Genomic DNA, 14,953 nt, shown 5'->3' with positions numbered 1-14,953 from the left:
GCACGAATACCTGTAAACAAATGATTGACCGGTATTCGGTTCGTCAGTAGATTGTGGGCGTCGCTGCCAATTCAGCGATCCGGTTTGGTCGCCGGGATAAATCAAGGCGCAACAGCGCCCCGTAACGATTGCAGGCGCTTTTTTTGTGTCCGCAACTTCATGTTATGGCGGCTGTGCGTGGGAGGGCTTCGGCCCTGCCGGGTTCCTTGATCCCCGGTCGACCAACCTGCGTACAGCTGCCACCCCAATTGCTTGGTCGCGATCGGTGGCAGCTCCTAAATTCAAGGAGCTACACGATGACCGCTCTCATTCCGTCCAAAATCCGCGCACTTGCCCATCGCCGCATGGCTCTCGCTGCACTGCACGCTGATTCCTCCCTCTCCAGCCGACTGAAGCGCTACAACCACCACATGCACCAGGTGCGCGTTCTGGAAACGCACGGCGGTGCCCTATGAGAAAGTCCTACGGTCTCACTCATGCCGATCTGTTTGATTTGGAACGGGTGCGGGATTCACTTGCCCTGGTGCATGCGCTCGCCCAGCAGGCTGATCATCCCGGGTTGTATCAGCCGCAGATGCTGGCCGGCTTCCTGGACAAGATCTGCACTGACCTGGATAGCGTCATTCGCTCAGCCCTCAGCACCCCATCCCGCATCTAACTACTGAAAGGACTCACATCATGAACACCCAACTTATGCCCGTTCCGTTTTACGGTGACACCATTGTCCTGGTCGGCAAAGACAACGAGCCGTACGTGGCTATGAGGCCGATCGTAGAAAACATGGGGCTTGGATGGTCCGCTCAACGTATCAAGATCGTGGAACGCTTCGATTCAGTTGTGTCGGAAATCGACACAACTGGTGCCGACGGCAAGCAATACGGGATGACCTGCCTTCCTCTGCGCAAGCTGGTCGCCTGGCTCTACTCGATCAGTCCGAACAAGGTGGCGCCCGAACTGCGTGACAAGATCATCCAGTACCAGGAAGAGTGCGACGAGGTGCTGTGGAACTACTGGACCAAGGGCGCGGCCGTTCGACCTGGTGCTGTCACCATCGCCCAGCAAATCAGCCTGTCGAAACATCGTCTGGTATTGCTGAAGGAGCTGATGCGCAGCCGCAATCGGTCGATGCGGGATTTGCTTGGCGTCGAGATCACAAACCTCTCCAACGCCATGGGCCTGCCCGTCCCTGATCTGGACGCCCTCGGCACCGTCGAGCCGCCCCAAGCGGACGTGGTCGCAGACTTCTGGGGTGCGCTCCTGCAGCTGGACACCAAGGGCGTCGCCTACAACCACTCCAAGGACTCGCAACTGATCGCGTTGAACATGCCGCACCTGGTCGAACTGTTCGCTGCCAATGGCATCCAGACCGTCATTGGTACCGACGTCACCACCGCATTGAAGCGCTGCACCGAGCCAGAGTTCTTGGGGCAAAAGGCGGTGGACAGCATCATTCGCAAAACCACGACCAAATGCTGGGTGTTCAAGAAGCCGGCCCAGATCCAAGCGTCGTAGCGAATGAAACCCTTACCTCGCTGGTAATCGCGTGGTAAGGGTCTACGGCAAAATGAAAGAAACCCCAGTGTTTACTTCTGCCGAGCTGATAGAATCACGCGCTACGCCTGGCGCTGAACGCCGTTGTGCGGCTCATAAATTAAATGGCTGGCCATAAGGGACTATCATGTCAAATGCCAAGAAAATTCCGCTCCTCAAAGTCAACCAGTGGCTGAAGTCTTGGGAATTGAGCGATTGGGCTCCAGATCTTCCTGAGCCTCCGCATGAATTTTATATTGCATCCGTGCCCCTGCGAGTGCTGCGAGCTCTTGCAGGGGTTAGCCGACGGACGCTAGAAAACCGGAAAGCAAGCGAAAAGCATGCGGGCTATCAGCGTGCCCACCAGCTAAGTCGATCTAAAAACATTGCTCGCTACATCCAGTATGGTTATCCACTCTCTAACCAGAATAATCTTGACCCTGATGAACACCGGCAACTCGTTCATCCGGGCTGGCTGCCAACATCAATCCTAGTAAATATTATCCAACCGGGAGAGGTAAGGCGTCGCGCGGGAAAAGATACAACCTTGCAAGAGTCACAGGCTCTTAAGATAACGACTGAAGGTTCTTTTCACGTTCTTGATATACCTGACACTGTTGAGTCGTCGCGACAGAAAAATCAAGAAACCAATCTGGAGCCTATTGAAATCATCGACGGACAACATAGGCTTTTTGCCGTTGATGAACTGGGAAAAGATATATATGACGACAACTATGAAGTACCAGTTGTCTTCTTCAATGGACTAACCGAGTCATGGCAAGCCTATTTGTTTTGGGTTATCAACGTTGAACCACGCAAAATCAATACCAGCTTAGCTTTTGACTTATACCCTGAACTCAGAAGCCAATCATGGCTAGAGAGCGGCGAAGGCGTAAAAGTTTACCAAGAGCACCGAGCTCAAGAGTTAACAGAAGTCCTTTGGCGACATGATCGCAGCCCATGGAAAGATCGGATCGAATTGCATGGCGGGAGAAAAGAAGGTCATGTTTCTAACGCCGCATTTATACGATCTCTTACAGCAAGCTTTGTAAGGCGCTGGGGTAAAGATAATAAGATCGGTGGATTGTTTGGGTCAATTGACGGGAACGGCGTGGAAAAGGTTCTTCCTTGGAAACGTTCCCAGCAAGCGGCTTTTTTGATTTCGTGCTGGACGCATCTGCACCTCGCAGTAAAAAAGTCAACGGCACCTTGGGTCGTAGCGCTTCGCGATGAAAGATCGCGAAACGAACAACTTCTTGAGCAAAGTGAATTCGAAAAAAACGCAGCATTTTCCGGCGCGAACACATTGATCTCGACTGACCAAGGATGTCGCGTGATGTTCATTGTGTTCAACGCTATGAGCCAGCTGGCCTATGAAGAGCTTGAGTTGGAAAAATGGGATTCCGATGAAGTCTCTGACAAACCAAGCGACATAGATGTATCGGTTGCACTTGATCAGTTTTCTGAATTCCCAAAACCCAACAAATACATTAAAGAAATATGCGAAACTTTAGTTAATAGCGGAATGGATTGGCGTACAAGTGGCGCTAAAAGCCTGACGCCGCAACAGAGCCAAATGCAAGCTGCTTATAGAGGCAGTAGCGGCTACTCATTGCTTCAACGTGAATGTTTCAAAAAGCTGGCGGAATCAGACATAAAATTAATTTCGGAGAAAGCGCAGCAGGCCATGTATTTACAAGGTAATGCATAATGCCGCCTCTCCACTCGAAGAAAAGACCTGCTAAACCGAAGCCCACTGTCGACTATGCCGCAATATGTAAAAATGCAAGCGGGGTTACGGTACAGCAAGCTTTCAATAAACTCGGCCCGATAAACGCTTTTGAAGATTTACTGTGTCCGCCGGGGAAGTTGGTTGGTCCGACAGAGCTTGCTGCAGAGCAGGTCTTTCACATGATCGAAGGCTGGAGATACGCGTCAGCCGCGACTACAGCCTTTCTCAACAACTCGCAACATACGGCTCTACACTTTGCTTACTACGCCGAACTCAGAGCGGCGTTATCGCTTTTAAGCTGGAGCGGTATACGAGTAAAGCAGAACAGCAACTATTACATGACTGATAAAGGAGTCAAAACTCCCGTACCACAGTCTCCTACTCACACCGCAGTTTGGGGCTTGTGGCAGAACTGGGTAACCAGAAGCGACGCTCAGGCCTTATTCAGTGACAACATCAGACTAACCACGGGCGTATCTCTCTCACAAGTATTAACCGCACTTCAATATATACGACCTACTCAGACACTAAAAGGATGGGGTTTAGATCTAGCGAAAATCAAAGACGACCGATTGGCGCGTAATATTTCCAGTTACGAAGCTTTTTGGATGAAAGCTCCTCTGTCGAAAATGAAACCAGAGGATTTAGACCTCGTCTTATCCCTTTGGAAGCTCCTCCTCCCGGAAGAAGCGGGCTTGGTATTTGATGGTTCACTGATCTCGTATTTTGTAAAGCAAGCCCTCCCTGGGATGCTTTCCCAAATAGATGCATTGAAGCCAGCTGCGGGCTTAACATCCATTGCAGAAGCAATGGAGATAATCTCCCTGGAAATTAGCACTAATACAGGCCTCGACCCAGAACATATTGCCCGCCGCTTGGACACTACAAAATACGACACCCTTCCATTTGAATTAGCATCTGCCAAAGACACGCAACCAAAAAATGTAATGTGTCGAGCGTTTTTTCTTTTGAGACTTGCCATGCTGGCTACTAAATCCAGTATCAGCCTCAACGCCAATAAACCAGCTTCGGAATGGTTATCTAATTGGTTTGAGCACGCAGGATTGTGGGCGCGCACTGACGACATCGATCCGTATGATCTATCCGTCGATTACAGCGAAGCGATAGATCAGTTTTATTTAACGCCTGTTAGTCCTTCAGCATTATGGCAGGCGCCAACACTCAGCAATACGATTAGGCTCACTCGGCCCGATGCGTGCATGGTCTGGAACGTTATCTGATGAAATATATGGGTCACAAAGGAAAACTCCTGAATTTCCTAGGCGACATTTTGATTGAGGAGTCAAAAAACTCAGCTTCTATCGGAGATCCGTTTTGCGGATCAGGAGCAGTTTCTTGGTTTTTAGCGCAAAACACCAAAAAATCTGTTATTTCCGGTGACCTGCAAGAATTTGCGATATGTAGAGCGGCTTCAGTTACCACACGCACAGCGCCGGTAAATGCTTCGTCCATTCACGGACCTTGGCTAAAACGGGCGAAGCGAGCTCTGTCAACTATCATTGAAAAATTTCCGAACGCCGAACGCTCTATTGAACCGGATGTATCGCGGACTGAAGACATCATTAAGCTAATTGTTCGATCAAGATCGTTCTGCGAGCAGGTTCTGCCAGGGCTTCTGAAAAATTTGCGACGCCCGTTTCCAATGACAAAGGCGTACGGCGGCCACTATTTTTCGCCAATGCAGGCATTGCTTTTGGATGCACTGAGGTCGACGCTGCCCAAGACTGAACCGGATCGATCAATTGCTTTGGCCGCCCTGATCGAAACTGCGAGCCGCTGCGCAGCTTCGCCAGGGCATACCGCCCAGCCGTTCCAACCTACTATCACCTCCGCGAAATACGTGTTGGAAGCTTGGCAACGATCAGTCGAAAAATTACTTATAGAATCGATTGAGAGCATATCCACTAAGCACGCTCACGCCATTGGTCACGCGGCTGCGGGAGACTTTGTCAATACAATCGAACTGTTGCAAGAAGGTGATCTAGTCTTTGCTGATCCACCTTACTCGGATGTTCACTACAGCCGTTTTTACCATGTGCTCGAAACTTTGGCGAAAGGTGCAGAAGTGGAAGTTACCGGAAGGGGTCGATATCCAGACATCGCTGAGCGACCGAGCTCTATGTTTAGCTTACGAGCAAAATCGAGATTCGCTGCACTCGACCTGATCGAAACTTGCTACAGGAAAAAAGTAGGATTAGTACTAACCTTCCCTTCGTATAGCGCAAGCAACGGACTGTCAGCTACAGACTTCATCGACGCCGGTAGAAAACTATTTTCCTCGATAGAACAGTTTGAAGTGGATTCAGACTTCAGCACGTTGGGCGGTAATGCTAAAACTCGAAGTGCCCGATTAGCTTGCCAAGAAAGCATCGTCTGCTTCCGCATGTAATCCTCAGAGTTAGCTCGCGCCTCGATAGCAAGCGGTTTAATTTAACTCGGTTCAAGCGGCCGGAAACGAACAACCTCTTCGCCCAGCCATTCGTTGACCTGCTGCAGGCGTGCCTGGATCGGCTCGAGCTCGTTCATTGCCCAGATCTGCGCGGCCTCTTTGATCGAGCCGAAACCGCCTGCGTTTTGCGGCACGATGCCCATCAACTGAGGTGGGATGCGTAGCGCCGCGAGCATGTCGTCGCGGCTGATGTTCTTGATCGAGCCGAATTCGTCTTTCGCCGCGACCTCACTGACGGGGATTAACTGAATCCCATCCTTCTTTCCGCCCGGGGCGTACATGAACAGGTTCCGGAAATTTCCTGGTCCTTTGGCGGACTTCAGCGCGCTGCGCAACGCGGCAACGTCGGTCTCGTTCTGCGCGGTGTCGGTCATGTACATGATGAAACCGGCGTGACTGCCGTTGTTGTAGTACTTGCGCCGAAACAAGGTGGCGGACTCGTTCAGCAGCGCGCTTTGCAGCGCCGGGAGCCATTCCGGCAGGCCATAGATTTCCTGGTTAATGTCCGCCTCGCGCTGGTGGTAAACCGTCCCACGCTTGAACTCGTACTCGTCGCGCCATCCGCGCACCTGGTAATAGGTTTCGAGGTCACCGCCTCGCCGCATGTACTTACCCAGCGCCGGCTGCAGGCCCAACGTGCTGCGCAGCATGTTTTCCCGCTTTTCCAGATAGCCATTGCCGCACCACAGGAAGTCCAGGGCGAATTGCTCGAAGGTCTGACGGGACAACAGCTTGTGGGGAATGAAGGTGCGGGCAAGCATATTGCGTTTGAAATTCAAGCCAGATTGCAGGAACACACTGGCCCGGGAGGATTTGGCCAGCCCATCAAGGGACATCGGCGGTTCATACCACCGGCCGTTCAGCCAGCACTCCAGGTAGTCGAGAATCCCCCGCTCATCAAGGACTGGCGTGGGGTCACCGAAGGTGAAGGCCTCCATTTTGCCGCCCGTTGCCGGTAGCACCTGTCCCTCGGCCGGGGCTGAAGTGGACGATTGCGTGGTTTCGCTGCGGCTGTTGCTCATCAGTAAATCTCCATGAAGCCGGTATTCGTTGAGGTTTGGCCCTCAAGCGGTTCGTTCTGTAATGCGTGGAAAAGCGCCCAGGCGAGATCCGCGTGTCCGGTCTCGTCGGTGCGACCTGCCGTGTAGGTGAACTGCCGGCCGCTGGCCGTGATGGTCTTGCGAATCGCCATCAGCGACTGGGCCATGTCGATCCAGCCGGCGTCGAACTCCAGGCGCCCTTTGTGGATCACGTCGTAGGCCTTCAGCACCAGGCGCGTTTTGACCTCGGGGGAATAGCTGAAGGTCGTTACATTGGGGAAGAATTGGCGCACCAGCTGGGCCACGCCAGAGCCCATGCCTGTGATATCGATCCCGATATACGTCACCCAGTAGCGCATCGTGACCTGGCGAATCGCCTCGGCCTGCGCGGCGAAGTCCATCCCTCGGAACTGATGGCGCTCGAGCACGCGGAATTTCCCACCCGGTACCAAAGGCGGTGCCACGACCACCAAGCCAGAACTGTCGCCTGTTTCCGCTGGGTCGTAGCCGATCCACACCTGCCGATCGGCAAACGGACGCGCAGCGAAAGGTTTGTAGTCCTCGGACCACTCGACCCAGCTGTCGACCATGCAGGGCTGCAGGACATTGAGAGGAAAGATGCTCGCCCCGTCGTCGACGAACTGGCACATGAGCAGGTTCGCGAAGGCGTCCGCGTTGTACTCGAGGCGCAGTTCTTCCAGGTCAAATAGATCGCATCCCCGCTGCTCGGCATCCAGGATGGTGACGATCTGGCGCCAGATCCGGTCCTCGCACAAACGGCCTTGCTGCAGCGCATCGTGCGAAACGTCGAGTTTCAACCGCTGGGCCACCGGCTTGCCCTTGTTGAAGCGCTCGCCGGTCCAAAACGTGTAGGCCTCATGCGCCATGCTCGATGGTGTCGAGAAGTAGGTGCGGCGGTATTGCTTCTGCATCGCCATGCCGCTGGCGACCTTGTTCAGCTCGTTGAACTTGAACGTCCAGAAGAATTCGTCGAAGTAGAAATTACCGTGGTAACCCTGAGCGGTTCGGGCGTTAGTACCGAGGAAATGCAGCTCGGCGCCGTTCGCCAGAATGATCGGGTCACCGGTGAGCTCCACACCGCAAACCTCGCGGGCGAAGCCTTGAATGTAGGCCTTGAAGATGTGCGCCTGGTTCTTCGATGCGGATAGGAATATCTGATTGCGCCCGGTGACCAGGGCGTCGATAAACGCTTCCCGGGCAAAGTAGTAAGTGGCGCCGATCTGCCGGCTTTTCAGGATCGCCCTGGTGCGCTGATTGCTCGCCCGATACCAGTCCAACTGATAGCCAAAGCACCCCTCTTTAAACGCTTCGGTCAGTTGCTCGATCTGCTCTTCGCTGAACTCATTGCGAGCCGCTTTCTTCTTCGGTCCCTCGTTGCGTTTGGCCAGGTTGGGGTTGAGGTCAGCGTCGGTACCGCCGGCCTTGTACCGTTCGATCCTTGCTTGCCGCTCCAATTGACGGTGCAGCAGGTCGATTTCCTTGAAGTCACCACCGCTCTTGCCGTCCTTCAGGATCAGTTGCACCAGTCGCGCTTCCAGGGCGCCGCCTATGCGCTCGACGTTATCGGCCCGATCCCATTCATCACGCGTTTTCCACGCATGAACGGTCTTTTCCTTTTCACCCAGCATTTCTGCGATCGCGCAGATCCGCAGGCCAGTCCAGTAGAGGAACTTGGCCTGACGGCGGTTATCGCGGATGGGAGTGGCGTCGGTTGTAGTCATGGCGGCGATGCTGACGCCTCGCGCGCGTGAAGGCGTAGTGATGTGCCATGTAGCGCGTGGGCCTACAACTGGCGTTGATTGCTCGCGATCGCGCGACTGCCGAGGATGTACCTCAACGCAACTGCACCCAGCAGCACAGCTTTGAGGATCCGCCCCATGAAGAAAAAGTTTCGCTCCAAATGGTTCCGCGTCGCCGTAGAAGGTGCGACCACTGATGGTCGTCAGATCGAGCGCCAATGGCTGGTCGATGCAGCCGAGACTTATAACCCGAACACCTACGGCGCTCGTGTCTGGGTGGAGCACTACCGCAGCGTCCTGCCGGACAGCCCGTTCCGTGCTTACGGCGATGTGTTGGCGGCGAAGACTGAAGAAGTCGACGTCAACGGCACGAAGAAGCTGGCCCTGTTCGTTCAGATCGAGCCGACCGACGACCTGATCGCCATGAACAAGGCGCGCCAGAAGCTGTACACCAGCATCGAGATCTCGCCGAAGTTTGCCGACACCGGCCGCGCTTACCTTGATGGGTTAGCTGTCACCGATTCGCCGGCGAGCCTGGGCACCGAGATGCTCACATTCAGCGCGCAAAACCCCGACGCCTCACCGCTGAAGGCGCGCAAGAGCAAACCGGACAACTTGTTCTCGGAGCTCGTCGAAGCGCAGCTGGAGTTTGACGAAGTCGTCGAAACCCCGAGCGTGATCGACGGCCTGTTCTCCCGCGTTTCCGATTTGCTCGGCCGCAGCAAGGCCAAAGCCAACAAGGACGACGCTCAGTTCTCCGAATTGAACGACGCCGTCGAGGCGCTGGCCGGCCACGCCGCCGATCAGGCCAAAGTCGTCGCGTCAGCCGATGAAGCGCTGAAAGCCCTCTCCGGCAAACATGAAAAGCTGACCACCGATTTCGCGGACTTGATCAAGCGCCTGGGCGAAACCCAGGACCACAGCCAGACCAAACGCCCAGCAATGCCTGGCGGCGACGGCGCTGTGCTGACCGCCTACTGATCACGTCGGCCCCCTAACGAGCTCCACAGGAGAACACCATGCGTAACGAAACACGGCTTGCCTTCAACGGCTTCACCAAACAGGTTGCATCGATCAACGCCGTCGGGTCGGTGGCGGAGAAATTCACCGTCACCCCTTCTGTCCAGCAGAAGCTGGAAACGGCTATTCAGGAATCCAGCGCATTCCTGAAAAAAATCAACGTGCTGGGCGTCGACGAAAAAGACGGCGAGGCCATTGTTCTGGGCGTTGGCTCGACCATTGCGGGCCGTACCAACACCAATCAGACCGCCCGCAACCCTCGCGGTGTGAGCTCGCTGAAGAACGACACCTACAGCTGCAAAAAAACCGACTTCGACACCGCGATTCCTTACGCACTGCTGGATGCATGGGCAAAATTCCCGGACTTTCAGGCTCGCTTGTCGGGAGCAATCGTTGAGCGCCAGGCGCTCGATCGCATCATGATCGGCTTCAACGGCACCAGTGCTGCTGAGACCACCGATCGGACCGCCCATCCGTTGCTGGAAGACGTAAACGTGGGCTGGCTTGAGAAGTACCGCACCAAGGCACCAGAGCGTGTGTTGAGCAGCGGCAAGGTTGCCGGCAAAGTCACCATCGGCCCGACCGGCGACTACAAGACCTTGGACGGTCTGGTCTACGACGCGATCCAGCTGCTGGACCCATGGCATCGCAAACGTCCCGATTTGGTCGTCCTGGTCGACCGCAATTTGTTGCACGCGAAGTTCCTGGCCAACATCGAAGGTGCGGCCGATAACGAGAACGAGCTGGCTGCCGCACGCATCATCGCCAACGGCACGCTGGGCGGCCTACCGATCGAGGATGCACCGTTCTTCATTGACGGCGGCATCATGATCACCACGCTGAAAAACCTGTCGATCTATTTCCAGATCAGCAGCCGTCGTCGCATGACCAAAGACGAGCCGGAGCGCGATCGTGTCGCCGACTACCAGTCGTCGAACGAAGACTACGTGATCGAAGACTTCGGTCTCGGCGCCCTGGTCGAAAACATCGAAGAGGCCGCATAACCATGGCTCTCTCGCTCGCCCAGCGTCACCGGATGAAAGCGCTTGCCTCTCAAGAGGCGGCCGCCGCTTCGCCCGCCGTCTCCATGGCGGGCGGGACGGCCTACGAAATGCAGCTGGCCCAGCTGCTGCAAGATCGTCTGCGCCTGAAGCAAATCCAGTCGAACGAAGGCAAAGCCGCGCTTAAGTTGCAGCTCCTGCCGGCCTACGTGCCTTACGTCGATGGTGTTCTGGCGGCGGGGAACGGTGCTCAAGACGAAGTACTCACCACCATCATGATCTGGCGCGTGGATGCATCCGATTATTCCGGTGCGCTCGACATCGCAGCGTATGTGTTGCAGCACAACCTGCTGATGCCCGATCGCTTCGAGCGGACCACCGGCTGCCTGATTGCCGAGGAAATTGCCGAATGCGCACTGATCTCCCAAAAAGCCAGCGGCGGGTTCGATCTGGCTATTTTGCACAGGACTATGGAGCTGACCGCTAACCAGGACATGCCGGACCAAGTCAAGGCCAAGCTGTACCTGGCTACAGGACGCGCCACAGTAGCAGGGCTGACGGCTGATAACCCGGGCCAACCCGGTCAGGTAATGGCCGCTATCGAACTGCTAAAACGCGCCATCGAGCTCGATAATAGCTGTGGCGGCAAGAAGGACCTGGAAGGTGCTGAGCGCCTTCAGAAAAAGATTGCTCCCCCACCAGGGAGCTGACCGAGCGTACCCCGCAACCCCGGCGGCCCGGGGCCGAACAGCAGGTTTATCCCCTTTCCTCGCTGTGACGCCCCGGCCACCGCCGACTTAGGGCTGAACCATGAGCGGATTTATTGCCACCGGCAGCACTGACGAACCCTACGTAATCACAAATGACGGGTTCTGGCCTGACATTGATGTCGTGCACCTGCGCACATCCATTCGCCTGGATGGCAGCATCACTGATGCGCGCATTGAAGTCGTGACCGTCAACGCGTTAATCCAGGTGAACAGCGAACTGGCTGCGGTGAAGTCGGGCCATGTCGCGAACGGATACACCACGATCGGGGCTGTGCCGGCGTTTGAAGTCAACGGCGAAAGCCACCTCATCCACCTTTACCGCCGTTCAATCTACTGCGGCGTTGGAGCTGAGCTCGCTGAGCGCTATCGCAGTTACGACTCCAGCGTTGAAGGCAACAAAAACGCAGACGAGCTGACACCTTCGGTCGATGAATACCGTCGTGACGCCCGTTTCGCCATTCGCGATCTGTTGGGCGTAGGCCATTCCACCGTGGAGCTCATCTGATGACGACCTCCGTGTATGCCGCCCAGGGCGACACCGTCGACGCCATCTGCTGGCGAGTCTACGGCCGCACAGCCGGCATCACCGAGGCCGTGCTCGAGGTAAACCCGGGGCTATCTGATCTCGGCACGATCATTCCGCACGGCACCCGGGTGGCACTTCCGGATATCGCACCGCAGGCCCCCGAACTGCAAATGGTGAACCTATGGGACTGATCCACCGGACAACACGCACTGACGCTCCACCACCTTCAACCTCGGACAGCGGAATCACGCGCATGCCTGACAAACCGGATACATGGGCCTGGTTAGCTGCCTGGCTCGAACTTAACTGGCCTGCCTTCTACGCGGGCGGGCTTGCCTGCGTGATCGCCGCGCTGCGGATCATCTACGGCGGCGGCACATGGCGCAGAGTCTTGCTCGAGGCACCGTTGTGCGGCGCCTTGGCACTCTCGGCAAGTCACGGGCTTTTTCTGCTGGGCATTCCGGCGACCACCGGCCCGTTCTTCGGTGGTGTGATCGGACTGCTCGGGGTTGAGGGCACGCGCGCCCTGGCCAAACAATTCTTCAACCGCAAGGTGGATCAGCTATGACTGTTCTGCGCCACGGCGATCGCGGGCAAGATGTCCGCACACTGCAACAGCGGCTCAACCTGTACGGTGCCGGTCTTGAGCCAGACGGCGATTTCGGGGACACCACAGAGTCCGCAGTGCGTAATTACCAGCGGCAGGTTGGGTTGGTAATTGATGGTATTGCGGGCTCGAAAACCGCTCTCGCGCTGGCCGGCGCCGATTGTTCGAACCTGCTGCAGCACGCCCTGCTGGTGAACGCTGCGGGACGCCTCGGCGTTGAGCTCGCGACGATCTTGGCCGTCAACGAAGTCGAAAGCCAAGGCAGCGGCTTCCTCGACAATGGCAAGCCGAAGATTCTTTTCGAGCGACACATCATGTATCGCCAGCTGGCCACGCCGCGCGCACCTAGTGATGATCCCGCCGAATTGAAGAACCACGCCGATCAATTGGCGGCGGTCCAGCCCAACCTGGTAAATCCCAAAAGCGGTGGTTACGCCGGCGGTTCGGCAGAGCACCAGCGCCTGGCGAACGCCCGATTGATCGACGATGTTTGCGCGTTGGAGTCGGCCAGCTGGGGCGCCTTCCAGGTGATGGGCTATCACGCCGTGCGCCTCGGGTACGCGAGCGTGACGGACTTTACCGATCGGATGGCCCGCAATGAGAACGAGCAATTCGAAGCTTTCGTGCGCTTTATCGAAGCCGAGGCGGCGTTGCTCAAAGCATTAAAAGGCAAAAAATGGGCGGCGTTTGCCAGGGCTTACAACGGCCCCGACTTCGCCCGCAACCTGTACGACACCAAGCTGGAGCGCGCCTATCAGCGTCACGCTGCAGGCTGCTCTGTACCGGAGGCCGCATGATTGACCATGATCAGATCCGCAAACTCTCACCCGCAGATGGCGATGTCTTTCTACTGCCAGCGGGCTCTCCCTTCGAGCTGGCTCGGGCACTCGGCGAAGCGATCGCAGTTGCGAAACCGGGCGTAAAGGCTGTGGTCGTCTGTGGCGATGTCCGCAAGCTCGATACCGCAGCAATGAACGCAGCCGGCTGGTACCGCGCGTGAGCACGCTGCGGCAGGCGCTTTATGGCGTGGCCTTGCTCGCCGCGATCGCGCTTCTGGTCTGGACTCAGTCCCAACGGATCGAGGTCGCTGACAAAAATGCTGAGCTGGCTAATCAAGCAGCAGATGCCGCCCGCGATCGGGCAACGCGTAGCGAGGCGACCGCCATTCATCTTCAGGCCTCACTGCAGGAAGAACGAACCGCCCAGATCAAGCTGCGCAGCGTGCAAGACCAATTGCGCCAAGGGCTCGCCACCCGTCAACAAACGATCGAGGACTTGAAACGTGAGAATGCCGACCTTCGCTTATGGGCTGATCAGCCTCTGCCTGACGCTGCTCGCCGGTTGCGCGAACGACCCGCCATCACCGGAGCCGCTGCTTATCGCGACTGGGTGTCCGGCCGTGGTGCCTTGCACGCTGTCGGCGACTAAACCGGACAACAACGGCGCCCTGCTCAACGACCAGGACGTTACCGAGGGCGACTGGGCGCAATGCGCTGCGCAGGTCGATATGGTCTACCAGTGTCAGCAGTCCCAGGCGGGTAAACCATGAACAAACCAGAATCGCTGCGCGCCCATCTGCTGGCCTCTGTGCCAGAGCTGAAGAAAAACCCTGACCGCATGATGATATTCATCGACAACGGCACCATGCGCGGCACCGCGGCCCCCGGCCTGTCGTTCGAATACAGCTATACGCTGAACCTGATTTTCACGGATTACGCTGGCCACCCCGATGCGATCGCCATTCCACTGTTCGCCTGGATCCTGGTGAATCAGCGCGAACTGATGGAGAACCTGGAGCGCAGCAAGGACGCCGTCGCGTTCGAAGTCGACCTTCTGGATAACAGCAAGGTCGACCTGTCGATAAAGCTTCCGCTCACTGAGCGTGTAATCGTTAAACGCCAGGACGACGGCAGCCTGGTCGTCAATCATCCACCAGAACCAGTAGTCGATGATGAGGTGTTCTTCACGCCTGGGCTTGAGCTGATAACCCCCAGCGGTAATCCGATCGCCCAATGGGATAAACCATGAGCAATGACCTGCAGGCGCTGGAAACGTGGGTTTCAGTTTTGCTAGCCAAGCTGGATGAGGGCGAACGCCGCAAGCTGCTGGGCGTTGTTGCCCGCGATCTTCGCCGGAGCCAGTCAAAACGCATAACGACCCAGCGCAATCCTGATGGTTCGGCGTTCGCGCCACGCAAACCCAAGGACCTGCGCGGGAAAAAAGGCAGGATCAAGGGCAAGATGTTCGGTAAGTTGAAAACGGCCCGCTACCTGCGCACCGAAGTCACAGCCAATGGCCTGTCTGTCGGATTCGTCGGGCGTGTGAGTCGTATTGCCCGGGTTCACCAGTACGGCCTCAAGGATCGACCGGATCGCGGCCAAGCGGATGTGCAATACGAAACACGCCAGCTGCTGGGATTCAGCGGCGACGAGCTGGAAAACATCCGGAATCTGTTCATCGATCACCTCGCTGGCTAACTCTCGCTTGTACGCACTCG

The 14,953-nt window shown here is 56.3% G+C and carries 20 protein-coding genes; 18 read left to right on the top strand and 2 right to left on the bottom strand.

What is annotated here, in order from left to right; genetic code table 11:
• Positions 1-296 precede the first annotated feature (296 nt).
• The 6 genes from B723_RS33440 (at position 297) to B723_RS12530 (ending at position 5,672) form a co-directional block, all read left to right on the top strand.
• Entirely contained in the window at positions 297-455 is a 159-nt protein-coding gene (locus tag B723_RS33440) for a hypothetical protein (protein WP_017336941.1), read from the top strand.
• A complete protein-coding gene (locus B723_RS12550) occupies positions 452-658 on the top strand; it encodes a hypothetical protein (RefSeq protein WP_017336940.1) in 207 nt (68 codons plus the stop codon). Before B723_RS33440 ends, B723_RS12550 begins: the two co-directional genes overlap by 4 nt.
• A 20-nt stretch (positions 659-678) precedes the next feature.
• The gene (locus tag B723_RS12545) at positions 679-1,512 is read left to right on the top strand and encodes a phage antirepressor N-terminal domain-containing protein (protein ID WP_017336939.1); all 834 of its coding nucleotides are present in this window, start codon (positions 679-681) and stop codon (positions 1,510-1,512) included.
• A gap of 166 nt (positions 1,513-1,678) precedes the next feature.
• Positions 1,679-3,241 carry a DGQHR domain-containing protein gene (locus tag B723_RS12540; protein WP_031318494.1) on the top strand — a complete coding sequence of 521 codons (1,563 nt, stop codon included), beginning with the start codon at positions 1,679-1,681 and terminating at the stop codon, positions 3,239-3,241.
• Positions 3,241-4,503 carry a hypothetical protein gene (locus tag B723_RS12535; RefSeq protein WP_017336937.1) on the top strand — a complete coding sequence of 421 codons (1,263 nt, stop codon included), beginning with the start codon at positions 3,241-3,243 and terminating at the stop codon, positions 4,501-4,503. Before B723_RS12540 ends, B723_RS12535 begins: the two co-directional genes overlap by 1 nt.
• Positions 4,503-5,672 carry a DNA adenine methylase gene (locus B723_RS12530; protein WP_017336936.1) on the top strand — a complete coding sequence of 390 codons (1,170 nt, stop codon included), beginning with the start codon at positions 4,503-4,505 and terminating at the stop codon, positions 5,670-5,672. Before B723_RS12535 ends, B723_RS12530 begins: the two co-directional genes overlap by 1 nt.
• 41 nt (positions 5,673-5,713) lie before the next feature.
• Here B723_RS12530 and B723_RS12525 read toward each other — a convergent pair whose 3' ends face one another.
• Positions 5,714-6,754 carry a phage portal protein gene (locus B723_RS12525; RefSeq protein WP_017336935.1) on the bottom strand — a complete coding sequence of 347 codons (1,041 nt, stop codon included), beginning with the start codon at positions 6,752-6,754 and terminating at the stop codon, positions 5,714-5,716.
• Complete coding sequence (locus B723_RS12520; protein WP_017336934.1) at positions 6,754-8,514, bottom strand: terminase ATPase subunit family protein; 1,761 nt, start codon at positions 8,512-8,514, stop codon at positions 6,754-6,756. Before B723_RS12520 ends, B723_RS12525 begins: the two co-directional genes overlap by 1 nt.
• A 156-nt stretch (positions 8,515-8,670) precedes the next feature.
• Between B723_RS12520 and B723_RS12515 the strand changes: the two genes are divergently transcribed.
• The 12 genes from B723_RS12515 (at position 8,671) to B723_RS12465 (ending at position 14,933) form a co-directional block, all read left to right on the top strand.
• A complete protein-coding gene (locus tag B723_RS12515; protein WP_017336932.1) occupies positions 8,671-9,513 on the top strand; it encodes a GPO family capsid scaffolding protein in 843 nt (280 codons plus the stop codon).
• A 38-nt stretch (positions 9,514-9,551) separates the two neighbouring features.
• Positions 9,552-10,556, top strand: coding sequence for a phage major capsid protein, P2 family (locus B723_RS12510; RefSeq protein WP_017336931.1), 1,005 nt, complete (start codon positions 9,552-9,554; stop codon positions 10,554-10,556).
• A gap of 2 nt (positions 10,557-10,558) precedes the next feature.
• A complete protein-coding gene (gene gpM / locus B723_RS12505) occupies positions 10,559-11,263 on the top strand; it encodes a phage terminase small subunit (protein WP_017336930.1) in 705 nt (234 codons plus the stop codon).
• 100 nt (positions 11,264-11,363) lie between these two features.
• A complete protein-coding gene (locus tag B723_RS12500; protein WP_017336929.1) occupies positions 11,364-11,828 on the top strand; it encodes a head completion/stabilization protein in 465 nt (154 codons plus the stop codon).
• Positions 11,828-12,040, top strand: coding sequence for a tail protein X (locus tag B723_RS12495; RefSeq protein ID WP_017336928.1), 213 nt, complete (start codon positions 11,828-11,830; stop codon positions 12,038-12,040). Before B723_RS12500 ends, B723_RS12495 begins: the two co-directional genes overlap by 1 nt.
• A 62-nt stretch (positions 12,041-12,102) precedes the next feature.
• A complete protein-coding gene (locus B723_RS12490) occupies positions 12,103-12,417 on the top strand; it encodes a phage holin, lambda family (RefSeq protein ID WP_031318492.1) in 315 nt (104 codons plus the stop codon).
• Positions 12,414-13,253 (top strand): N-acetylmuramidase domain-containing protein, encoded by an 840-nt coding sequence (locus tag B723_RS12485; RefSeq protein ID WP_017336926.1) that lies wholly within the window; start codon positions 12,414-12,416, stop codon positions 13,251-13,253. Before B723_RS12490 ends, B723_RS12485 begins: the two co-directional genes overlap by 4 nt.
• Entirely contained in the window at positions 13,250-13,456 is a 207-nt protein-coding gene (locus B723_RS12480) for a hypothetical protein (RefSeq protein WP_017336925.1), read from the top strand. The genes B723_RS12485 and B723_RS12480 overlap by 4 nt, the downstream gene beginning before the upstream one ends.
• Entirely contained in the window at positions 13,453-13,884 is a 432-nt protein-coding gene (lysB, locus tag B723_RS12475; RefSeq protein ID WP_017336924.1) for an Rz-like lysis system protein LysB, read from the top strand. The genes B723_RS12480 and lysB overlap by 4 nt, the downstream gene beginning before the upstream one ends.
• Entirely contained in the window at positions 13,769-14,005 is a 237-nt protein-coding gene (gene lysC, locus B723_RS33625) for an Rz1-like lysis system protein LysC (RefSeq protein ID WP_238588338.1), read from the top strand. Before lysB ends, lysC begins: the two co-directional genes overlap by 116 nt.
• Positions 14,002-14,484, top strand: coding sequence for a phage tail protein (locus tag B723_RS12470; protein WP_017336923.1), 483 nt, complete (start codon positions 14,002-14,004; stop codon positions 14,482-14,484). The genes lysC and B723_RS12470 overlap by 4 nt, the downstream gene beginning before the upstream one ends.
• A complete protein-coding gene (locus tag B723_RS12465; protein WP_017336922.1) occupies positions 14,481-14,933 on the top strand; it encodes a phage virion morphogenesis protein in 453 nt (150 codons plus the stop codon). Before B723_RS12470 ends, B723_RS12465 begins: the two co-directional genes overlap by 4 nt.
• Positions 14,934-14,953 lie beyond the last annotated feature (20 nt).

It is taken from the genome of Pseudomonas fluorescens NCIMB 11764, assembly GCF_000293885.2.
Classification (GTDB): Bacteria; Pseudomonadota; Gammaproteobacteria; order Pseudomonadales; family Pseudomonadaceae; genus Aquipseudomonas; species Aquipseudomonas fluorescens_B.
The sequence above is the reverse complement of the archived record's forward strand: the minus strand, read 5'-3'. Positions and strand labels throughout refer to the sequence as shown.